Source organism: Rhizobium sp. TH2 (assembly GCF_024707525.1).
Lineage (GTDB): Bacteria > Pseudomonadota > Alphaproteobacteria > Rhizobiales > Rhizobiaceae > Rhizobium_E.
Genome location: NZ_CP062231.1, coordinates 768,217 through 789,999, shown reverse-complemented (window position 1 = coordinate 789,999; position 21,783 = coordinate 768,217). Strand labels below are relative to the sequence as shown.

Below are 21,783 nucleotides of genomic sequence, written 5' to 3'. Positions count from 1 at the left end.
AATGATACGCAGTCTATGGGCCGCCGCAACTCCTGCTTGACGAAAATCAATTCAAGAAAACGCGAACGCTTGCCGCGCGACCTGTCGCATCGATGACCGTGAGTGTCGAGAATCCGGATCCGTCCGGCCGCCAGTTGAAGACGCGCTTGCGCGTGACATCGGGCATGGCGACACCGTTCGCGAGCCAGCGGAAAGGTGGGCGTCCGCCCTGGAGCTTGATTGCGAGTGGTGTCGCATCGCCCATCGCGAAGCCGAGATCCACTTCGGCGCCTTCGGGCGGATAGACGATCTGCGGCGCCGGTTCCTTGGCGGAGAAGGAGATCAGGCCCGATCCCGTATGCGAGAAGCGCTTCAAGCTGGCGGGCAACTCCCGTTCGCTTAACCGCAGCGCTCCGGCAGGCGCCGTCGGCAGGGCGACGATCGCCACACCGGACCGCCTGAAGGCCTCGAACAGGATCGGCGCCGCCGACTTGTATCCAGCCAGGCCCGGGATAGCGCCATTGTCGGCGCGGCCGATCCAGACACCCACGACATGGCGGCCATCGAAGCCGACCGACCAGGCGTCGCGATAGCCGTAGCTAGTGCCGGTCTTGTAGGCGATGCCGCTATCGACCGATCCGACCGGCGGCTTCACCCCCGAAAGGATGTCGGCGATCTGCCAGGCGGCCACGGAATCGAGGATCGGCGCGCTTTCGATCTTGTCTGGGTCTTCATGCACGCCGTCACCGAGCTTGACCGGCCTGCCGCGATTGGCGAGGCCGGCATAAAGCTGCACCAGGTCCTTGAGCGTGATTCCCGCGCCACCGAGTGCAATGGCAAGGCCAGGCGCTTCGCCCACCGGCAGCACCAGCTTGACGCCGGCGCGACGGAAACGCACCTGCAGCCGCGACGGCCCGATCGCATCGAGGATACGCACGGCCGGCACGTTGAGACTCTTCTGCAGCGCTTCGCGGATCGTCACGTCGCCTTGGTAGGTCATGTCGAAATTCTTCGGCCGGTAGCCGAAGAAGTCGGCCGGACGATCTTCGATAATGGTCTGCTGGGCGATGATGCCCTCTTCGAAACCAAGACCGTAGACGAAGGGCTTGAGCGCCGAGCCGGGCGAACGGAGTTGGCGGGTCATGTCGATCCAGCCTGAGCGGGTCGCATCGAGATAGTCGGCCGAGCCGACCTCGCCGAGGATCTCGCCCGTTTTGACGTCGGCCATGACGATAGCGACGGAGAGCTTGGGGCCGAGCTTCTTGGAGGCCTCGCGTGCAACCTGCTCCAGCGCTTGTTGTACATCGCGGCGGAGCGTCGTCTTGTGGGCGGTACGTTCGGGCCACTTGCGCAGCGCCGCCTCGGAGAGATGCGCGGCCAGCGATGGCAGCGCCTTCCGCTTCTTCGGCACGGGGAAGATGATGGCGCGGTCCGCCTCGCCATCGCCGATCACACTGGCAACGGCCATGCGCCGCAGCACGCGCTCGCGCGCCGCTTCCGCGTTCTTATGGAAACGGTCGGGCCGGCGGCGTTCGGGCAGCTGCGGCAGCGCGACGAGGAGTGCAGCATCGGCCACCGAAAGCCGGCGCGGTTCCTTGCCGAAATAGGCAAGGCTTGCGGAACGGACGCCCTCGAGATTGCCGCCATAGGGCGCGAGGTTGAGATACAGGTCGAGGATCTCGGCCTTGGAAAGACGCCGCTCGATCTGCACGGCACGCGCCATTTGCAGAAACTTCGACGAGAAGGAGCGGCCTTCACGCGGCTCGCTCAGCCGCGCGACCTGCATCGACAATGTCGAGCCGCCGGACACGATCCGGCCATGGGTGGCGAGCTGCAAGCCAGCACGGCCGAGCGCCCAGAGGTCGATGCCGCGATGGTCGTAGAAACGCTGATCCTCATAGGCGATCAGCATGCGGATGAATTGCGGATCGACATCGGCAGCAGACACTTTCAGCCGCCAGCGGCTGTCCGGCGTCGTGAATGCACGGAGCAGGCGCCCGTCGGCATCCAGGACTTCACGGGAATTCACCAGCGCCTGCTCGAGCGGTGGCGGATAGGCCTGGTCGGCCCAGGCAATGGCCCAGGTGATCCCGGCGGCGAAAACCGCCTGGATCAGGGTCAGGATCGTGAGCGTCCGTTTGATAGTCATTGCTGTGGGACCCGTGGGGCGCCTTACGGCGCCACCACCTTCATCTTGCCGGCTGCGCTGCGGGCGTAGAGCTGAGGACGATACATGTCCTCGACGCTTGCGGCTGGATGGTCGTAGGTGCCGGGTGTGACCGCACGGACGACATAGGCCAGCGTCACATCGCTCCGGTCGCCGGGATAGCGGTCGATGGCCGCCAGGAACCGGTCATAACGGAACTCGAGGTGAGCGGCTTCCGTCTCGGGCAGCCAGTCGAACGTGCCGAGGCTGGCGCTGTTGACCAGGCCCGGATTGTCGATCTGGAAACCAGCCGGCAGAAGGTCGGTGACCATCATCCGGGTCTGGAGGTCGTTCTTCGGCTTGACCGTGAGAACCACGACATAGCGTTCGTTCTGCGTGGCTTCGCTGACATTGGCCTCTTCACCATCGAGCGTGTAATAGGCGCGCGAGATTTCGAAGCCGTCGCCACCAGCGGTCAGCGGAGTCTTGGGCGAAGCGACCGAGGTGATCACCGCGGTTACCGGTTCATTGGCCGTGTTGACCACTTCAAGCGGGTTTGCGAGCAGTTGCTCACCCGACATCCGGCTCTGGAAACCGCCCTGCTTGAGCGTTCCATTGACCGAGACTCGGATATCCTGGTCGCCATCCTTGATCGCGCGGGCGGCAAGCACCATCCAGGTCTGTTCCTGGGTGGAGAGCCACGTCGTGCGTTCCCAATCGCGGGCCACGAGCTTGGCGAGTTCCGGCACGACCGCGCTCTGCGGACGGCTTTCGGCCGCCAGCGCCAGGATCGCCGCATCGTCGCGCAGCGCGGAACCATAGTCGGAGCGTGCCAGGCTGACATTGACCAGCATGCTCGACATGTTGGCAACGCTTGCGAAGATCCGTTCAGAACGTTCACGGTCACCATAGAGCGCCAGGGACGCGGCGATATGGCCACGGGCGAGTTCGGTCGGGAAGTCCTTCAGCATCGTGTCGGCATAGTAGCGCAGGTCGCTGATCGCCGCGCGGCGATTGCGGGCCAGCACATAGAGCGCATAGGCCATCTCGTTGCCGCGCACGGAGACGTTATTGTCATAGCCGAGCTGGTTTTCGAGATTGTCGAGCGCCTGCACCAGAGCCTGTTCCGGAACCTCGAACTTCTGTTCGCGGGCACGGGTCAGGAAGTCGGTGACATAGGCATCGAGCCACATGTCGCCGGAGCCGGGCGACCACAGGCCGAAGCTACCCGAGGACGACTGGTAGGAAAGGACGCGGTAGATCGCCTCCTGCACCCGCTTCTTCGTCGCTGCATCCTCGGCAATGCCGGAGGACTTGGAGAGTTCAGAGAGATAGAGCAGCGGCATCGCGCGGCTCGTCGTCTGCTCGGCGCAGCCATAGGGGTAGCGGTCGAGCGTCATCAGTAGCGCCGGCACGTCGAAGGCGGGCGAGCGCGTCAGGTTCAGACTGACCGAGGCACCCTGCATGATGCTGTCGGCGAGCAACTGGCTGTCCAGCGACAGGCTGCGGCCCGGATCGATCCGCACCAGCCGGCGTTCGGTGAGCGGCAATGTCGAAGGACGAACATTGACGTTGAGCGCCTGCTCGATCGAGAACCCGTTCGGTCCTTCGACCTTGACCGTGATGACACCGTCACCCGCCAGGCCGCCCTTGATCGGGATGGTGAAGTCCGACTTGCCCTTGGCTTCGAGCTTGATCGTCTTGGCCGTCACATCGGGGATGATCGAGACCGAGGGGTTGGAGATCAGGCTGAGCTTGTAATCGCCCGATGGAAGATCAGTATTGGCAATATCGAGACGGAACTGTGCTTCGTCTCCCGGCGCCAGGAACCGTGGCAAGCTGGCAGTCACGACGATCGGATCGCGGATCACCACGTCCTTGACGGCGTGGCCGACGCCGGTCTTGGTCCAGGCAACCGCCATCAGACGGGCCGTGCCGTTGAACTGCGGGATGTCGAACTTGACGACCGCCTTGCCCTGCGCATCGAGCTTCACGGGGCCCGCGAAGAAGGCCACGAGCTTTTCGGTCGGCGGGCTGGCATCCAGCGCGCCGTTGCCATCACCACCGGTGCGAAGCCGGCCGGTAAGCCCAAGCGATCCATCGATCAGGCGGCCATAGAGGTCGCGGATTTCGAGACCCAGCATGCGCTGGCCGAAATACCAGCCGTCCGGATCCGGCGGCGCATAGCTCGTCAGGTTGAGAATGCCGACGTCGACCGCGGCAAGCGTGATGTAGGCTTCCTCATTGGCGCCGGCACCCTTGACGTCGACCGCGATTTCGAGCGGCTGGCGCGGCAGGGTCTGTTCCGGAGCATTGAGCGTGATCGCGAGCTTGTTTTCGCCCGGATCCACGTCCAGCCACTTGATGCCGATGGAACGCATCGGCATGCGGCTGTCCTGGGAATCGCCCGGACGGAAGAGCGTCGCGGTGATATAGGCACCGGAACCGAGATCGGCGGTGACCGGGATCTCGATCTCGCCGCCTTCCTTGGCGATGGTGGCGTTCTTGGAGATCAGCACGCTTTCAGTGCCGACATTGATCAGCGCCTCGCCGGCAAAGCGCGGCGAGATCTTGAGCTTGGCGATGTCGCCAACCTTGTAGTTTTCCTTGTCGAGCGCGATTTCAAGGCCATCCGGCGTTTCGGTCGAGGTTGCTTCGACATACCAGCCGGCATCGAATTCCAGGCTGGACGTCGGACCGTCAGTGGCTGCCGATTCGATTTCCAGGCGGTAGCGGCCCCAGGTTGCGGGCACCGAGATCTTGCCGCCGTCCGCCGTCAGGTCGAGCGTGCCGGTTTGCATCTGCTGGCTGGAGGAGATCGGCTCATAACGCCAGGTGCCACCATCGCGGTACCACTGATACTGGCGCTCGATGCGGAGGAGCTTCCACTTGAGACCGGTCATCGGCGTCTTCTTGCCAGTGGCATCAAGGCCGATGACATGGAAATTGCCGATCGAATTCTCGGCGAGGTCACCCTGGAATTCGGGCTTGATGCCGATCATCTCGTTGCCGGAATTGACCGGCAGCGTCATGTAACGCTCGACGGCCCGGCCGCCGGGCTCGCTCATGCGCACGGTGATATTGGCGTTGAGGAACTGCGTCGTCGATGGCAGGTCGGGCAGCATCACTTCGAAGCTCGTCCTGCCTTCGTCATCCAGGGCTTCGAGGTTCTCGAGCGCCACCGTCGTACCATCGGACGATTCCTCGTCGGCGAGACCGAACATGTAGCCCGGGAACTCGTTGCGGGTGCGGGTCGGCTTGATGGCCACATCGCCTTCGAGCTCAAGGCCGGCAGCCGGCGCCCCATAGAGATAGCGGCCATCGACGGAAATCGCCTCTGGCTGGCCGGCGGTGATCGCCTCGTCGGCAGCCGTCATGGTGAATTCCGTGCGATCGGGCACGAAATCATCGACCAGGAAGCTGACCGTGCTGATCGCCGGCTCCTTGGGATCGGTGAAGACCTGCATCACCCACGAGCCGCGCATGGAACTGTCCTGCAGCGCGAGATCGACGGAATAGCCACCGAGCTGCCCACCACTGGATACGATGCGGCGATCCTCGACGCCATCGGGACGCAGGAAGACGAAGGTGAGCGGCAGCTTTTCGATCGCCTGGCCCGAGATGTCACGCGCCAGGGCGGCGACATGCACGGTTTCGCCGACGCGGTAGATGCCGCGTTCGGTCCAGGACAGCACATCGATCGCGCCCGGAGCCGGACGGCCGGTGACGCCGCGATCGGAGAGATCGAAGCCCGCGCGCGTCAGGTCGAGGAACACATAGTCCTTGGCGCCATCGGTCGCGGTCAGGAATGCAGGCGTCATGGCGGCAGTGCCGCGTATCAGGCCCGCCGAAAGCATCACACGGCCGTCGGCATCGGTGTTCGCAGTGCCGAGGATTTCATTGTTCTTGGCGAGCAGCGTCAGCTTGATATTGGCGGCCGGCTTGGCGGTCGACAGCGAGCGGACGAAGACGTTGAGGCCATCGGTGCCGGCATATGTCGAGATGCCGAGATCGGAGACCACGAACCACTGGGTGGCTTTGGCTTCCCAATCGCTGGCATTGGACTGCTTGGAGATGGCGGTCAGCACATAGACGCCCGGCTTGCGCTCGGGCAGTGCTTCATCGACCGGGAAGCTGGTGATGATTTCCTTGTTCAGCTCGGGCTTGATGTCGATCGAGCCCTTCCAGACGAGTTCGCCCTGCTGTTCTTCGATGCGCGTAGCGTTGTAGCCGTCCATCTGGCTGAGGAACTGCGAATTCTGCAGCAGCGAGGTGATGTTGCGGTCGCCGATCCGGTAGAGTTTCAGGTCGGCGCTGTCGGAATTGATCGAGACGAGCGGAATGCCGTGACGGGCGGTGCTCGGCAGCACGAAGCTGTCGCCGGTGAAACGGACGCTCGGGCTGCGATCCTTGACGTATGCGTCGATATCGACCTGTGCCAGCAGCGATTCCTCGACCGACGAGGGAAGGCCCTCGCGGACGGCGATCTTGTAACGCTGACCATGCTGCAGGCCTTCGACGCAAATCTGCGATCCCTTGGCGTCGAGCGCCTTGGGTGCCACGCCATCGAGCGTCACGAAGGAGGAATAATCCACGCCCTCCTTGACCAGATCTTCCGAGAACTGGATGCAGGCGCGCGGATTGGCGCTGTCATTGTCGATCGTATTACCGGTGACGCGGAAGCCCTGGCGGAAGCGCAGGTCTTCATAGGCGACGCGGACCGTGCCGTCATCGACCAGCTTCAGGCTGGCCTTGTAGGCGTTGAGGCCGGCGCGATAGCTCGAATTGTTTTCGAGCGATTTCGCCAGGATCGCCAATGCCTTGGCGCGCGAGGTCTTGGTGTGCGTCAGGTTGTAGGCGTTGATGGAGGCGCTCAGGCCCTGGGAGTTGATCTCGTAATTGTTGTTGATGCGGGTCGAGACATTGGCCATTTCCGCCCAGAAGTCGGCATTTTCAGGGTCGAGCGTCAAGGCGGCCTTGAAGGCGATCATCGCTTGGTCGATCGCGCCTGAATTCACAGCCTGGCGCGCCATTGTGATTGCGCTTTCGAGCCCGACGCCCTGATAGCCGTCAGGGGTCACGAGCTTATCCTTGAAGCGCTCGGCTTCACCCAAAGTGTATTCGTTGATGAAATCGAGCGGCGGGGCGGCGCCGATATCGGGCTCGGCCACCTCGGTGACGATTTTGCCCGCGACGGCGCCCGGGAACGGGTTCATCTTGTTGAAATCGGATTTCAGGAAGCACCACTGCGCCTTCGTGTTGTAGGTGAAGGCTTTGCAGGCTTTGTCGCCGATGCAGATATTCTGGCACTGTTCGAGCGTCACTTCCTGCTCGGAACGGAGGTCGAAGCCGAAATAATCGGCATCCTTGACCGTCACGACCGTTCGCGCGCTTTCGGCGGCAAACGACGTAGATATCGAGAAGAGAAGTGCAGCGAGCAAGAGAGTGAAACGGATAAAGACGCGCATGGCGGTCAGCTCCCAATGACGGCGAAATCTTAAAAACAGTCTTTAGTCTTCAGTTGGACGAGTCAACCGCCTGCCCCAATGCAGACAGCCAAATCCATCCAGCACCCCATGATAAAGCGAGCCGGAGAGACGACGGCATTCTTCGGCCGTTCGCGGAAACTCCCCGTGAATAGTCTGACGTCGATTGCGGCTATTTTATTCGCGCTCGATGACAATTTTTGCGTCAGCTTCCAAAGGGATAGGCGACATAAGCGAACCGGCGGGAATCCGGCGCCCAGCTGTTGACGTTGATGGTCCCCTGGCCGCCGTTGAAAGCCGCGACATCGCGGATATTCAGGCCCTCCGGCGTCATCAATCGGAGGATAACGGCCTTGTCCGGCGGGTGGCCAAGCGTGCCGGGGGGATAGCTGAGATAGACGATCTGCCTGCCATCCGGCGAGGGATGCGGAAACCAGTTGACGCGATCGTCGAAGGTCAGTTGCTCGACGCCGGAGCCATCCGGCCGCATGCGGAATAGTTGCGAATGGCCAGGCAATTCGGAGGCGCGCTCGGAGCCGAAATAAATCCATTCTCCATCCGGCGAATATTCCGGCCCGTCATGCGGCTTTGCGAGATCGGTCAGGCGCGTGTCCGGTCCACCCTTGGACGGGATGGTGAAGATGTTGATGCGCCGGCCCTCGCCGGCGCCTTCCACCGCCACATAGGCGAGCGTCTCGCCATCCCGCGAAATGCCGTGGAGGTAATAGTGGAAGGGCGTGTCATGCTGATTGGAGACGCGTACCGGCTCGCCGCCCGTGACCGGGACAGAATAGAGATGGCCGTCGTTGGAGCTCAGATAGAGCGTCCGGCCATCGGGTGACAGGACGTGATCGTTGTTGAGGTCGTGCAGGCGTCCTGTGTCGATGCGTTGAGGCGCAGTCTTTCCCTCTGTATCGATCCGCCAGATCTCGCCACCGGTATTGAAGATCAGGGTTTGACCATCCGGCGTCCAGTTCGGCGCCTCGATGATCTCGTCGGCCGTAAAGACGATAGTCTGCCCGCCGCTCTCGATATCGATCACGACAAGCTGCGAGGTCTGGTTCGGTGCCAGTTCGCGGCCGTGGCGAGCAAAGTCCGGTTTTGGCGTCATGGTGTCCTCCTCGGGGAAGACCTGCTGTCCTCCCGCGAAAGACTACCCCAGTTCCTCGCCGTCGATAAAGACCGAACGGATCGAAAGCGACGGTTCGAGCAGAATAAAGTCGGCCACGCGGCCCGGTCGCAGACTGCCATGGGTATCGGCCAGGCCCATCGCCTCGGCGGGATAGAGCGAGGCCATGCGGATGGCTTCCTCCAGCGGATAGCCGAGCGCGCGATGGACGAAGAGCACCGAACTCAGCATGTCGATATCGGCGCCCGCCAGCGTGCCATCGGCCAGCGTCAGCCGACCGCCCTCGCGGAACACCTGGCGGCCGTTGAGCATCAGCCCCGTCTCGTCGGTGCCTATTGTCGACATGGCATCGGTGACGATGAAGATCTTGCCCGGCCCTGATTTGGCCCGTAGCGCCACGCCCATGGACACCGGATCGATATGGAAACCATCGGCGATCATGCCGGCGAAGGCCGACTGCGAATGCAGCGCCGCGCCAACCAGACCCGGTTCGCGGTGGGAGAGCGGGCTCATGGCGTTGAAGAGATGCGTCACCATCCGCGCGCCGGCGGCGAAATAATCGAGCGCGTTGGCGCAGGTCGTGTCGGTGTGGCCGAGGCTGACCGTCACGCCCGTGGCAGCGAGCGCGCGGACCTGATCGAGCGAGACGCTTTCGGGCGCAAGCGTCGTCAGCAGCAGTCCCGCTTCCTTGCGGTACGCCCGCAACGCATCGAGATCAGCGGTCTCCATCGGCCGGATGAGTTTCGGATCGTGGGCACCCTTGCGGGACACCGAGAGGTGCGGGCCTTCGAGATGTATGCCAAGGAAACCGGGCATATTGCGCGCCGCCGCTTCCCTGCCTGCTTTCCGTGCTTCCGCCGTGATCTCCCTGTTATCGGTGATCAGCGTCGGCAGAAGTTTCGTCGTGCCGAATTTCGCATGCGCGCGGATGATACGCTTAATGCCGTCAGGCGTCGGCTGGTCGTTGAACATCGCCCCGCCGCCGCCATTGACCTGCAGGTCGATGAAGCCGGGAATGATGAGCGCACCATCCGCATCTACGCGCTCGGCGCTGGCCGGAATCTCGCTGGTCACGGCCGCGATCTTGCCGCCATCGACAATCAGGCTCTTGCCGTCGTGCCAGACATCGCCGTCGAAAATGCGTCCGCCCGTGATCGCCTTGATGCTCATTGCGTCTTGGTCACCTTGTTGAGTGCCGCCGGCTTGTCGGGATCATAACCCCTGCGCCGCGACAGCGCCTCGACGAAACCGTAGAACGGCACGATCAGGCAAAGCGCATCGGTGATCGGATGGCCGGTGGCGACGAAGGGCAGACGTGTCGATTTGGCCGCGCGATCCGAGGTCAGGAAGGTGGGCGCGCCACGGCCGGCGAGATCCTCGGCGATGCCGGAGACGCTTGCTTCCGCCGCGTCACGGGCAGCGAATGCCAGGACCGGGAAGGTGCGATCGACCAATGCGACAGGTCCATGAAGGACTTCGGCCGAGGAATAGGCTTCCGCATGATAGTCGGCGGTTTCCTTGAATTTGAGGGCGGCTTCCGAGGCGATCGCCAGCGCCGGGCCACGGCCGAGCACATAGAGCGACTCGTTCTTTTCCAGCGCCGGAAACAGGGCCTGCCAGTCGAGTGCCAGCGCCTTGGCAAAATGCTCGGGCAGCGCGTTGACGGCCTGCTTCAAGTCCTGATTACCGGTCCATTCGGCGAGGATCGCGAGACCCGCGACCGCCGAATTGACATAGGACTTGGTCGCGGCGACCGCGAGTTCCGGACCGGCTGCGATATCGATCTTCACATCCGAATGGTCCCAGAGCGGCGAGCCCGGCGTGTTGGTCAGGGCGACCGTCAGGCCACCCGCGTCACCGGCGGATTTCACCAGCGAAATGATGTCCGGGCTCTGGCCCGACTGCGATACTGAAAACACCGCTGCCTGGCCGAGCGAGAGCTTCACATCATAGATCGAGGCCAGCGACGGCCCCAGCGAGGCGACGGCGCGACCGGTCGTCAGTTCGATCGCATATTTGATGAACAGCGACGCGTGGTCGGACGAACCACGGGCGATGGTGCAGAGGAAGGCCGGATCCTTGGCTGCCAGTGCGGCACCGGCGCCCTTCAGCGCGGCACCGGATTTATCGAGCAGGCGCGCGCAGGCCTCCGGAATCTCGTTGATCTCGCGCCGCATGTGGGTTTCGGTCATCATTTCACTCTCTGTCAGCCGATGGTGAGTTCGGCCACGAAATCATAGGCATCGCCGCGATAGAGCGAGCGGGTGAGTTCCACCACCTTGCCCGAAGGCAGGTAGGAAATACGCTGGATGGCGAGCCCGGCCGAGCCCGGCACCACGTCGAGCAGGGCGGCATCCTGCTCCTTGATATTGCAGGCGGAAAGGCGCTGGATGGCGCGCACCGGCCGCACGTCGCGCTTTTCAAGCGCCGCGTAGAGCGAGTCGCCGACGCTTTCCGGATCGGGCAGGAACTCGGCCGAGATGCTGGCGCGTTCGATGGCGAGCGGATTGTCGTCAGCGATGCGCAGGCGTCCCAGCCGAGCCACAAGTCCACCTGCCGGCAGGCCAAGCATCACCATCTCATCCGGTGACGGCGTGAACAGGCCGCGCTCCAGCCATTCCGCACGTGTCGATAGCCCGCGCCGCGACATGTCCTCGGTGAAGGATGTCAGGCGCGACAGCGGCTGCTCGACCTTGGCCATCGGCTTGGCGACGAAAGTGCCCGAGCCATGGCGCCTGACGAGAAAGCCCTCGCGCACCAGCTCGTCCACGGCCTTGCGGACAGTCACGCGGCTGATATTGGCATATTCGGCAAGATCGCGCTCCGGCGGCAGCGCCTCGCCGCTCTTCAGACGTCCGGATTTGATCGCGACTTCGAGCGCCTGCTGCAGCTTCATATAGAGCGGGCCGGTGCCGGCGAATTGCAGGTCGTCTGGTGAGAGAAACGCGGAGACGCTGGTCATGCGCCCACCTTTGCACTGAGGCGGGATACTGCGAGCGACACAGCACCGCTCAGAGCATCGGTTCGCGCCTCCACGAGCCGCGCCCGGTGCGCCTCCGCCAGCCATGGCGGATAGAAGGGAGACAGGCCGCCGAGCAGGCAGATCCTGTCGCCGCCTTCACGGACCACGACATCGAGGACCTCGTCGATCGCGGCGGCACCGGAGCGAAGCAGCTTGAGACCGACTGGATCATTGGAATTGGCGGCCTCGAATATCTTCGGCGAATAGCGGCCGAAATCCGATGGCGCCGCATAACGCGCGAAGGCCACGAGTTTCGAAGCGTCATTGCCGAATTCCGACAGCACATCGGATGTCAGCGCCGAACCCTGGCGGATGCCATCGCTGACCAGCAGGCATTCCTGCAACAGGGAATGGCCGAGCCGGGCGCCGCTGCCCTGGTCGGCAACGATGAAGCCCCAGCCGCCGAAATAGCGGACCCGACCTGCCTTGCGGCTAAGATAGATGGTGCCGGTGCCGATGATCGCGATGGCGCCATCCGCATCGCCGAACGCGCCCTGCAGTGCGATCAGACCATCGGAGACGATCTCCGAATGCTTGAAGGGAAGCTTCGCCATCAACCTGTCGGCGACGTCGCTGACATTCGAGCCCGCGAGGCCGAGCAGCGCGCGTGAACCATAAATACTTTCCGGATCGAGCCCGGCATTGGCAAAGGCCGATTTTGCTGCTTTGATGATGTTTTCGAGCGCACCATCGAGATCGGTGAGAATGTTGGCTGGACCACTCCTGGCGGAACCCATGACGATACCATCGGCTGTTGCCACAGCCGCCCGGCAGCTGGTGCCGCCTCCGTCGATTCCAATGAGATAATCAGGCATGATCTGCTCCTCGAAAACATAATACCAAAAAAATACCATTAACCAAGGGCGATTTTCGCCAAACGCTGGATATTTTTTATCATGATGAATTTGTTACATTTTTCTGATTTCTCTAATTTACCGCGAACACCTAAATGACATAATTGTAAATTTCTCTGGACAAGTGGTATTTTTTTGGCATTATCGCGTTAGGACAAGGGGAGAACAATGGCCGCCACCACGGAAGCACGCCACAGACAAGCAGAAGGACTGGACGGCCTGCCGCCGTCGGAAATCCTTTCCGTGCTCCTCGACGGCCAGCTTTCAGCCGTGGAAAGCGTCCGCAACGCCCTCCCCTCTATCGAGAATGCCGCCCGGCTGGCGGCGTCGAAAATCGCTTCCGGCGGACGCCTTATCTATGCGGGTGCCGGCAGCTCCGGCCTGATGGCGCTCTCCGATGGCCTCGAACTGCCGGGAACGTTCGGCATCGCGCCGGAACAGGCCCTTATTCTTCTCGCCGGTGGAGCCGATAGTCTCGAACTGCTCGCGGGCGGCTATGAGGACGACGAGGTTCTCGCCGAAGAAGATGTGACCAACGCGAATGTGTCGGCCAGGGATTGCCTGATCGGCGTTTCCGCCAGCGGCTCGACGCCCTACACGGTTCGTGCGGCCGCCGTCGCCAAGGCGCACGGTGCGTCGGTGATCGGCATCGCCAACAATGCGGATACGCCACTGCTCAACGGCGCGGATGTCGCCATCCTCCTTCAGACTCCTCCGGAAGCGGTGGCTGGTTCGACCCGCATGGGCGCTGGCACGGCCCAGAAGATCACGCTCAACATGATCTCGACGCTGACTGCCGTGCATCTCGGCCATGTGCATGACGGCTTCATGGTCAACCTGCGTGCCGACAACGACAAGCTCCGCGATCGCGCACGTCGCATCGTTTCGGTCATCGCGGGCACGGATATCGAAAAGGCCGGTCATCTGCTCGAGGAAGCGGATGGCTCGGTGAAGATTGCGGTCCTGCTGGCCGCGGGCGCGGATGGCGCCCAATCCGCCGGCAAGCTGCTCGAAAGCTGTAACCAGAATCTGCGCAGCGCCCTCAAGAAGGCAAAGGCAGGATCGTGACAGGAACCAGCATCGGCCACAGTGGGCGATTGCTAAAATTGGGAGAATGAAAAGATGACCCGTGCATTCAAACAGGCGCTTCTTGTAGCGACCGCTCTCGCTGGGCTCTCGGGCGTGGCGCATGCGGAAGACGTGACGCTGACCATCGAGAGCTGGCGTAACGACGACCTTTCGATCTGGAAGGACAAGCTGATCCCGGCCTTCGAAGCCAAGAACCCCGGCATCAAGGTTGTGTTCTCTCCGTCGGCTCCGACCGAATACAATGCGGCGCTCAACGCCAAGCTCGAAAGCGGCTCCGCCGGCGACCTGATCACCTGCCGCCCGTTCGACGCCTCGCTCGATCTCTACAAGAAGGGCTACCTCGCCGATATCTCGGCCAACCCCGGCATGGAGAATTTCGAGCCGGTTGCCAAGTCGGCCTGGTCGACGGACGACGGCGCGGCCACCTTCTGCGTGCCGATGGCCTCGGTGATCCACGGCTTCATATACAACAAGGATGCCTTCGCGGCGCTCGGCCTGGAGCCGCCGAAGACCGAAGAGGAATTCTTCAAGGTCCTCGACGCGATCAAGGCCGATGGCAATTACATCCCGATGGCGATGGGCACCAAGGATCTCTGGGAAGCCGCGACCATGGCCTACCAGAATATCGGTCCGAACTATTGGGGCGGAGAAGAAGGCCGTCTCGCGCTGATCAAGGGCGACCAGAAGCTGACCGATCCGGGCTGGGTCAAGCCCTATGAAGTGCTTGCCAAGTGGAAGCCCTATCTCGGCGACGGTTTCGAAGCCCAGACTTATCCCGACAGCCAGAACCTCTTCACGCTCGGCCGCGCGGCGATCTATCCCGCCGGCTCGTGGGAAATCGGTGGCTTCAACACCCAGGCGCAGTTCAAGATGGGCGCTTTCCTGCCGCCGGTGCCGAAGGATGGCGATCCTTGCTTCATCTCCGACCATACCGACATTGCCGTCGGCATGAACGCCAAGAGCGCGCATCCGGAAGAAGCCAAGAAGCTGCTCACATGGATCTCGTCGCCGGAATTCGCCGATCTGTATGCGAATTCGCTGCCGGGCTTCTTCAGCCTGAACAAGACCCCGGTGAAGATGCAGGATCCGCTGGCGCAGGAATTCGTGTCCTGGCGCGAAAAGTGCAAGTCGACGATCCGCTCGACCTACCAGATCCTGTCGCGCGGCACGCCGAACCTGGAAAACGAAACCTGGGTTGAATCGGCAAACGTGATCAACGGCACCGATACGCCGGCCGTTGCCGCCGAGAAGCTCCAGAAGGGCCTCGACAGCTGGTACAAGCCGGCGAAGTAATCTCGCTCACATGATGGTGGCGGCGCATCCCGCATGCGCCGCCACTTTTGCAAGTATGTAAGGCGCCGTCAGAAGACGGATCGCCATGACAAGCATGCGCGCTTGCGCCATAATCTCGCGCTTGAGCGGGCAATTTCAAAACACAAGATATGGAAGACCAGGCGATGGCCGAGATCCAGGACATGGAGAGCATGCAAAGACCTGCGCGGCGCCCGTTCCGCTGGCACATCATCGTCTTCATGCTCCCGGCATTCCTCATCTATTCGGCGGTGATGATCATCCCGCTGGCTGGCACGCTGTGGCTGTCGTTGTTCAACGTGGTCGACAGCCAGAGGGTCTTCGTCGGCCTCGGCAATTTCGTCACCCTGTTTGGTGATGAGAAGTGGTCGGTGGATTTCTGGAACGCGCTCCGGAACAACGTCATCTTCTTCATCATCCACATGGTGGTGCAGAACCCGATCGGCATCGCGCTGGCGGCTCTGCTCTCGGTGCCGAAGCTCAGGTTTGCCACCTTCTACCGCACGGCCATCTTCCTGCCGACACTGCTGTCCTTCGTCATTGTCGGCTTCATCTGGAAGCTGATCCTATCGCCGATCTGGGGCGTGACGCCCTATCTGCTCGACCTCGCACACCTGAAATTCATCTTCGGCCCGTGGCTCGGCAAGCCGAGTTCGGCGCTGATCACGGTATCGCTGATCTCGGTCTGGCAATATGTCGGCATCCCGATGATGCTGATCTATGCGGCGCTGCTCAATATTCCCGACGAGGTGCTGGAAGCGGCCGAGATGGACGGCATCACCGGCTGGAGCCAGTTCTGGAAGATCAAGCTGCCGCTGATCCTGCCCGCCATCGGCATTATCTCGATCCTCACCTTCGTTGGCAATTTCAACGCCTTCGACCTGATATATACCGTACAGGGGGCGCTGGCCGGGCCTGATGGATCGACGGATATCCTGGGCACGCTGCTCTACCGCACCTTCTTCGGTTTCCAGCTGCAGCTCGGCGACCGCTCGATGGGTGCGACGATCGCGGCGGTGATGTTCCTGATCATCCTCGCCGGCGTCAGCTTCTATCTCTTCACCATCCAGCGGCGCATGCGCCACTACCAGTTCTGAGGATCGCGATATGTCAAAGGCTCGTTCCTCCCTCGGCAGATCGGCAGCGGCACACGCGGTGCTGATCACTTACACCGCGATCGCGCTGTTTCCGGTGATCCTGACGATCATGAACTCCTTCAAATCGCGCAACGCGATCTTCCGCAATCCCATGCAGCCGCCGCTCCCTGGTATCGGCGACAAGCCCGCGACCTTCGACCTGATCGGTTATACGACCGTGCTCGGCCAGGGCGATTTCGTGCATTACATGCAGAATTCGCTTGTCGTCACCATCGTCTCGATCGCGCTGGTGCTGCTGTTCGGTGCGATGGCGGCATTCGCGCTCTCGGAATATCGCTTCAGGGGCAACACGCTGCTCGGCCTCTACATGGCCCTCGGCATCATGATCCCGATCCGGCTCGGCACGATCGGTATCCTGCAGGGCATGGTCGCCTCTGGCCTGGTCAATACGCTGACGGCGCTGATCCTGGTCTACACGGCGCAAGGACTGCCGCTCGCGATCTTCATTCTCTCGGAATTCATGAAGACGGTGTCCGACGACCTGAAGAACGCTGGGCGTATCGACGGGCTTTCGGAGTATAAGATCTTCATACGCCTGGTACTGCCGCTGATCCGTCCCGCCATGGCGACGGTCGCCGTCTTCTCGATGATCCCGATCTGGAACGATCTATGGTTCCCGCTGATCCTGGCGCCGTCCGAAGCGACCAAGACGATCACGCTCGGCTCGCAGATATTCATCGGCCAGTTCGTCACCAATTGGAACGCGGTGCTGTCGGCGCTCTCGCTCGCCATCGCGCCCGTCCTCGTCCTCTATCTCATTTTCTCGCGGCAGCTTATCCGCGGCATTACGGCAGGAGCAGTGAAATGACTGCCGACCGAGATATCGTGCTCGATGCCGTCACCGAAGAAGCACGCGCGAACGGCTACAAGCCAGTCGGTAAAGTCTACTTCTACAAGGAGCATCCCGAGGTCATTTGCGTGCTGAACCTTCAGAGGTCGGCATGGGGGCCGCAACACTACCTGAATGCTGGAGTTACGTTTACGCGGCTGGCAACATCGAAGCGGCCCAAGTTCTCCGGTCTTCATATCCTCTGGCGGGCGGATTCACTGGTGCTGGGAGAACGCAAATCTGCGCTTAGCAAAGCGCTGGATTTGGAGGTTGCGATGAACGATGCCGAGAGGCACCGGGCCATCAGGGAAGAAACCTTCCGACACGCCTTCGCCCATCTGGCGGAATGCGCCAACGAAGCCAAGTCGCTCGAACTCGCCGAGCGCATCGGAGCCGCCGTCAAGCAAGCTGTATTTGCTCATAAGGAAACTGAAAATGCCGACTCCCATTAGAGTCCTGGTCGCCGGCCTCGGCAATATGGGCATGAGCCATGCGCTCGCCTATCACAACAATCCGGGCTTCGAGATTGTCGGGCTCGTCAATCGCTCGAAGGTCGAGCTGCCCGATGGCATGGAGAAATATGCGATCCGGCCTTCGTTCGAAGATGCGTTGAAGGAATTGAAGCCCGAGCTCTGCTCGATCAACACCTATTCCGACAGCCATGCCGATTTTGCAGTCATGGCGATGGAAGCGGGCGCCGATGTCTTCGTCGAAAAGCCGCTGGCGACGACGGTGGCCGACGCCGAACGCGTCGTCGCATGCGCCAGGGCCAATGGCCGCAAGCTGGTGGTCGGCTACATCCTGCGCCACCATCCGTCCTGGGTGAAGCTCATCTCGCTTGCCCGCGAGCTCGGCGGGCCCTTCGTCTTCCGCATGAACCTCAACCAGCAATCCGTCGGCAAGACCTGGGGCACGCACAAGGCGCTGATGCAGACGACGCCGCCGATCGTCGATTGCGGCGTGCACTATGTCGATGTGATGTGCCAGATCACCGATGCCAAGCCTGTTTCGGTGCGGGGCATGGGCCTGCGCCTTTCCAACGAGATCGCGCCCGACATGTACAATTACGGCCATCTTCAGGTGATGTTCGACGACGGTTCGATCGGCTGGTACGAGGCCGGCTGGGGTCCGATGATCTCCGAGACCGCCTTCTTCGTGAAGGATGTGATGAGCCCGAACGGCTGCGTCTCGATCGTCATGGACCCGAATGCCAAGTCCGACGATATCGATACCCACACCAAGACCTCGACCATCCGGCTGCACCGCGCCAGGACCAATGCCGACGGCAGCGGCTTTGCCGAACCCGACCAGATGCTGCAGATGGCGGGCGAACCCGGCCATCATGAACTCTGCGATCTGGAACAGGCCTATGTGCTGAAGGCGATCCGCGAGGACATCGATCTCACCCGCCACATGAACGACGCGGTGCAATCGCTCCGCATCTGCCTGGCCGCCGACGAAAGCGTCCGCACCGGCCAGATGGTCAACCTCTAAACTGATAACCCGGAGAACCCTAGTGGGTAACCTTACACTCAAATCCGTCAGCAAGTCCTTTGGCCCGGTCGAAGTCCTCAAGGGCATCGATCTCGAGGTCAAGGACGGCGAGTTCGTGATTTTCGTCGGCCCATCGGGCTGCGGAAAATCCACGCTGCTGCGCGCGATCGCCGGCCTCGAGGACATCACGTCGGGTTCGATCATCATCGACGGCAAGGAAGTGTCGTCGGTGCCGCCCGCCAAGCGCGGCATTGCCATGGTGTTCCAGTCCTACGCGCTCTATCCACACCTGACCGTCAAGGACAATATGGCCCTCGGCCTCAAGCAGGCGGGTGAAGCAAAGGATGTGATCGAAGCACGCGTGGCGAACGCCTCGAACCTGCTGTCGCTCGGTCCCTATCTCGCACGCCGCCCGGCCGAACTCTCCGGCGGCCAGCGTCAGCGCGTCGCCATCGGCCGTGCCATCGTGCGCGAGCCAACCCTTTTCCTGTTCGACGAGCCGCTGTCCAATCTCGACGCGGCACTGCGCGTCCAGACCCGGCTGGAGATCGCCCGCCTGCATCGCCGCCTCAAGGCGACGATGATCTACGTCACCCACGACCAGGTCGAGGCGATGACGCTGGCCGACAAGATCGTGGTGCTGAGTGCCGGTCGGATCGAGCAGATCGGTTCGCCGATGGAACTCTACAACAGGCCCGCCAATCTCTTCGTCGCCGGCTTCATCGGCTCGCCGCAGATGAATTTCATCGAGGCCGGCCGCATAGACGAAACGGGCGCCGCCACGATCGGCGTCCGCCCGGAGCATATGACGCTGTCGCATGAGAGCGGCGACTGGCAGGGCAAGATCGTCCATGTCGAGCATCTCGGCGCCGACACGATCGTCTACATCGAGTCCGAGAAGGTCGGACTGATCACGGCACGGCTGTTCGGAGAGCATCCCTATGCCGCCGACGAAGTGGTCTACGCGACACCGGACCGCGCCAAGATGCATCGGTTCGACTCAGAGGGAAAGGTGATCGCCTGACTTCAAAGTCAGGCGATACCGCCAGTCGCCAAAGCCGTGAAATCCAGCGCATGGATGGAACTCGCGGCCAGCTCCGCGCGTTCGAAAGCGCGGACTTCTAGCCTTGAACATCTTCAAGCAAACGCGCAGTGTCCGTCCGACTTCTCCCGAGCGTCCGAACGGAAATCCATGAAACTTTTCAAATGCCAGAATTGCGGTAATACGATCCATTTCAACAACGATGTCTGCCTCGCCTGCAACAGCCGGATCGGCTATCTGCACCGGCTGTTCGACATGTCGGCGCTGGCATTGACCGACGACGGCGACTGGACGGCACTTGCCGACCCGAGCCGCCCTTACATTTTCTGCGAGAACGCGGCGGAGGGCGCCTGCAACTGGCTGGTGCCGGTAGAACGGGACGACGCCTTCTGCCTGGCCTGCCGGTTCAACCTGACCATTCCCGACCTCTCGATTGCGGAAAACCACGACAACTGGCGCAAGATCGAGCAGGCCAAGAAGCACCTGTTTTATTCGCTCACGCGCTGGCAACTTCCGATGCCGCGCCGTGCCGACGATCCCGAGCGTGGGCTCGCTTTCGAGTTTCTCGCCGATCAGGCCGACGGAAATGGCGTGATCGAGCCCATTCTCACCGGCCATAACGACGGCCTGATCGCAATCAACATCGCCGAAGCCGACGACGCCGAGCGCGAGCGCCGGCGGACGATGATGGGCGAGCCCTACCGTACGCTGATCGGCCATTTTCGTCACGAGGTCGGTCATTTCTACTGGGATCTGCTGGTCAAGGACCGGGGCGGCATCGGGGCTTTCAGCGAAGCGTTCGGCGATCCGGATATCGATTATCAGCTGGCGCTGCGGAACCACTATGCCAATGGCGCGCCCGTGGGCTGGCAGCAGACCTTCATCAGCGCCTATGCATCATCCCACCCGTGGGAGGATTTCGCTGAGACATGGGCGCATTGTTTTCACATGGTGGACGGTCTGGAGACGGCTCGCGTCTACGGCATCTATCCCGGCGAGACGCCGGCCGGTGGAATTCACCCCACCGATGTCGATCCTTATGAGGCAACTGGCATCGACCAGATTATTGCCGCCTGGATACCGCTCACGGTCGCCATCAACAGCATCAATCGCAGCCTGGGCCAGCCCGATCTCTATCCGTTCGTGCTGACCGATGCCATCGTCAGGAAGATCGATTTCGTTTTCCGGCTGATTGCGAACTCGCGGGAACGGCCCTGAGGCTCTCGTCGATATCGACGGGAAAATCGAGCGTGTACTTGATCCCCGTATCGGTGATCGAATATGCGGCTGTGCCGTTGACCGAGATCGGCACGACGCGCTCGAGAATGGCGCGGCCGAAGCGGGATTTCGGCGCGGTTAAACGATCCCCGAGGAAATAGCGATCCCGCGCGATCGGTTCATCCCAGACAACCTGCAGCCACTTCACGCCATCTTTCGTCCGCATTGAACATTGGACGTGGATCGTGTCGGCGGTTTTCAGGATGGTGCCGTGGGTGATGGTGTTAATCACCAACTCATGGAAGGCCAAGCCCAGATGCATCGCGGCATTGGGCGCCAGCAGGGCGTTGACCCCCTCGAAGCGCACAAGGTCGATCTTGCCATTGACGTATGATCCGACCTGCTGTTCGAGCAGTTCCCTTATATAGGCGCCGCGCCAGCCGGAATCCGTGATCAGGTCCTGCGAGCGGGAGAGCGAGAAGATGCGCCCCCGGAACTTCTGGACATAGGCCTCGATCGAATCGGCATGCTGCGATGTCTGGGTGGCGATGCTCTGGATGATCGCGAGCAGGTTCTTCGAGCGATGACTGACCTCGCGCAGAAGCTGCTGCAATACTTTTTCACGGCGACGATCCTCGGTGCGGTCGATGATCGTCGTGATCATCTGCCCATCGCCTATGCGCGGCAACACCGGCAAAACCCGGAACTCGAAGACACGGTCCTCTGCGAGATGGATTTCGATCTGGTCGGTATTGCCGGTGCGTTGCGCCCTTTGCCGGGATTCGGCAAGCTGGGACGCGATCTCGGGCCCAAAAATGCTGGTATCGGCGGGCGTGGAATTGCGATCGACGGTCCAGCAATCGGGTAGGCTGGTGACGCAAAGATAGCTCCCGCCGTCATCTTGCAGGATGAGGCTGGCCCGCATGTCCACGAGCGCGGAAATGAAGAACGAATTGAGCCTGTCTTCCTTCAGATCCTGGGCGTGCCACAGAAATCTTTGAACCACACATCACCTCGCAGCGCTGCG

Annotated in this window: 16 protein-coding genes; 8 read left to right on the top strand and 8 right to left on the bottom strand. The window is 61.9% G+C overall.

Translation table 11 applies throughout. From position 1 onward, the window contains the following. Positions 1 to 46: 46 nt before the first annotated feature. From pbpC to IHQ71_RS03915, 7 genes are all read right to left on the bottom strand, one after another. Positions 47 to 2,128 carry a penicillin-binding protein 1C gene (gene pbpC, locus IHQ71_RS03945; protein WP_258160664.1) on the bottom strand — a complete coding sequence of 694 codons (2,082 nt, stop codon included), beginning with the start codon at positions 2,126 to 2,128 and terminating at the stop codon, positions 47 to 49. 23 nt (positions 2,129 to 2,151) lie between these two features. Next, entirely contained in the window at positions 2,152 to 7,593 is a 5,442-nt protein-coding gene (locus IHQ71_RS03940) for an alpha-2-macroglobulin family protein (protein WP_258160663.1), read from the bottom strand. Positions 7,594 to 7,816: 223 nt separating this feature from the next. Continuing rightward, positions 7,817 to 8,722 (bottom strand): biopolymer transporter Tol, encoded by a 906-nt coding sequence (locus IHQ71_RS03935; protein WP_258160662.1) that lies wholly within the window; start codon positions 8,720 to 8,722, stop codon positions 7,817 to 7,819. A 42-nt stretch (positions 8,723 to 8,764) separates the two neighbouring features. Next, positions 8,765 to 9,910: an N-acetylglucosamine-6-phosphate deacetylase gene (gene nagA / locus IHQ71_RS03930; RefSeq protein ID WP_258160661.1), complete on the bottom strand. Its 1,146-nt coding sequence runs from the start codon at positions 9,908 to 9,910 to the stop codon at positions 8,765 to 8,767. Then, positions 9,907 to 10,935, bottom strand: coding sequence for an SIS domain-containing protein (locus tag IHQ71_RS03925; RefSeq protein WP_374989951.1), 1,029 nt, complete (start codon positions 10,933 to 10,935; stop codon positions 9,907 to 9,909). The genes nagA and IHQ71_RS03925 overlap by 4 nt, the downstream gene beginning before the upstream one ends. Positions 10,936 to 10,946: 11 nt before the next feature. Beyond that, positions 10,947 to 11,702 (bottom strand): GntR family transcriptional regulator, encoded by a 756-nt coding sequence (locus IHQ71_RS03920; RefSeq protein ID WP_258160660.1) that lies wholly within the window; start codon positions 11,700 to 11,702, stop codon positions 10,947 to 10,949. After that, positions 11,699 to 12,577: an N-acetylglucosamine kinase gene (locus tag IHQ71_RS03915; protein ID WP_258160659.1), complete on the bottom strand. Its 879-nt coding sequence runs from the start codon at positions 12,575 to 12,577 to the stop codon at positions 11,699 to 11,701. The genes IHQ71_RS03920 and IHQ71_RS03915 overlap by 4 nt, the downstream gene beginning before the upstream one ends. A gap of 207 nt (positions 12,578 to 12,784) precedes the next feature. Here IHQ71_RS03915 and IHQ71_RS03910 point away from each other — a divergent pair, with 207 nt between their 5' ends. From IHQ71_RS03910 to IHQ71_RS03875, 8 genes are all read left to right on the top strand, one after another. Beyond that, positions 12,785 to 13,684, top strand: coding sequence for an N-acetylmuramic acid 6-phosphate etherase (locus IHQ71_RS03910; RefSeq protein ID WP_258160658.1), 900 nt, complete (start codon positions 12,785 to 12,787; stop codon positions 13,682 to 13,684). Between the two features lie 54 nt (positions 13,685 to 13,738). Beyond that, positions 13,739 to 14,998, top strand: coding sequence for an ABC transporter substrate-binding protein (locus tag IHQ71_RS03905; protein ID WP_258160657.1), 1,260 nt, complete (start codon positions 13,739 to 13,741; stop codon positions 14,996 to 14,998). A 164-nt stretch (positions 14,999 to 15,162) separates the two neighbouring features. After that, entirely contained in the window at positions 15,163 to 16,113 is a 951-nt protein-coding gene (locus IHQ71_RS03900; RefSeq protein ID WP_258160656.1) for a carbohydrate ABC transporter permease, read from the top strand. 10 nt (positions 16,114 to 16,123) lie between these two features. Then, complete coding sequence (locus tag IHQ71_RS03895; protein ID WP_258160655.1) at positions 16,124 to 16,981, top strand: carbohydrate ABC transporter permease; 858 nt, start codon at positions 16,124 to 16,126, stop codon at positions 16,979 to 16,981. Then, the gene (locus IHQ71_RS03890; protein WP_258160654.1) at positions 16,978 to 17,454 is read left to right on the top strand and encodes a DUF4304 domain-containing protein; all 477 of its coding nucleotides are present in this window, start codon (positions 16,978 to 16,980) and stop codon (positions 17,452 to 17,454) included. Before IHQ71_RS03895 ends, IHQ71_RS03890 begins: the two co-directional genes overlap by 4 nt. Continuing rightward, on the top strand, positions 17,438 to 18,496 hold the full coding sequence (locus tag IHQ71_RS03885) for a Gfo/Idh/MocA family protein (protein WP_258160653.1): 1,059 nt from the start codon (positions 17,438 to 17,440) through the stop codon (positions 18,494 to 18,496). The genes IHQ71_RS03890 and IHQ71_RS03885 overlap by 17 nt, the downstream gene beginning before the upstream one ends. A 22-nt stretch (positions 18,497 to 18,518) precedes the next feature. Beyond that, the gene (locus IHQ71_RS03880; protein ID WP_258160652.1) at positions 18,519 to 19,520 is read left to right on the top strand and encodes an ABC transporter ATP-binding protein; all 1,002 of its coding nucleotides are present in this window, start codon (positions 18,519 to 18,521) and stop codon (positions 19,518 to 19,520) included. A gap of 168 nt (positions 19,521 to 19,688) precedes the next feature. Continuing rightward, positions 19,689 to 20,756 carry a putative zinc-binding metallopeptidase gene (locus tag IHQ71_RS03875; RefSeq protein WP_258160651.1) on the top strand — a complete coding sequence of 356 codons (1,068 nt, stop codon included), beginning with the start codon at positions 19,689 to 19,691 and terminating at the stop codon, positions 20,754 to 20,756. Here IHQ71_RS03875 and IHQ71_RS03870 read toward each other — a convergent pair. Further along, complete coding sequence (locus tag IHQ71_RS03870) at positions 20,701 to 21,762, bottom strand: sensor histidine kinase (RefSeq protein ID WP_258160650.1); 1,062 nt, start codon at positions 21,760 to 21,762, stop codon at positions 20,701 to 20,703. The genes IHQ71_RS03875 and IHQ71_RS03870 overlap by 56 nt on opposite strands. Positions 21,763 to 21,783 lie beyond the last annotated feature (21 nt).

Bases quoted from the DNA above. Each gene is read 5' to 3' on its own strand.
- pbpC (WP_258160664.1), bottom strand. From the start codon at position 2,128: ATGACTATCAAACGGACGCTCACGATCCTGACCCTGATCCAGGCGGTT.
- IHQ71_RS03940 (WP_258160663.1), bottom strand. From the start codon at position 7,593: ATGCGCGTCTTTATCCGTTTCACTCTCTTGCTCGCTGCACTTCTCTTC.
- IHQ71_RS03935 (WP_258160662.1), bottom strand. From the start codon at position 8,722: ATGACGCCAAAACCGGACTTTGCTCGCCACGGCCGCGAACTGGCACCG.
- nagA (WP_258160661.1), bottom strand. From the start codon at position 9,910: ATGAGCATCAAGGCGATCACGGGCGGACGCATTTTCGACGGCGATGTC.
- IHQ71_RS03925 (WP_374989951.1), bottom strand. From the start codon at position 10,935: ATGATGACCGAAACCCACATGCGGCGCGAGATCAACGAGATTCCGGAG.
- IHQ71_RS03920 (WP_258160660.1), bottom strand. From the start codon at position 11,702: ATGACCAGCGTCTCCGCGTTTCTCTCACCAGACGACCTGCAATTCGCC.
- IHQ71_RS03915 (WP_258160659.1), bottom strand. From the start codon at position 12,577: ATGCCTGATTATCTCATTGGAATCGACGGAGGCGGCACCAGCTGCCGG.
- IHQ71_RS03910 (WP_258160658.1), top strand. From the start codon at position 12,785: ATGGCCGCCACCACGGAAGCACGCCACAGACAAGCAGAAGGACTGGAC.
- IHQ71_RS03905 (WP_258160657.1), top strand. From the start codon at position 13,739: ATGACCCGTGCATTCAAACAGGCGCTTCTTGTAGCGACCGCTCTCGCT.
- IHQ71_RS03900 (WP_258160656.1), top strand. From the start codon at position 15,163: ATGGCCGAGATCCAGGACATGGAGAGCATGCAAAGACCTGCGCGGCGC.
- IHQ71_RS03895 (WP_258160655.1), top strand. From the start codon at position 16,124: ATGTCAAAGGCTCGTTCCTCCCTCGGCAGATCGGCAGCGGCACACGCG.
- IHQ71_RS03890 (WP_258160654.1), top strand. From the start codon at position 16,978: ATGACTGCCGACCGAGATATCGTGCTCGATGCCGTCACCGAAGAAGCA.
- IHQ71_RS03885 (WP_258160653.1), top strand. From the start codon at position 17,438: ATGCCGACTCCCATTAGAGTCCTGGTCGCCGGCCTCGGCAATATGGGC.
- IHQ71_RS03875 (WP_258160651.1), top strand. From the start codon at position 19,689: ATGAAACTTTTCAAATGCCAGAATTGCGGTAATACGATCCATTTCAAC.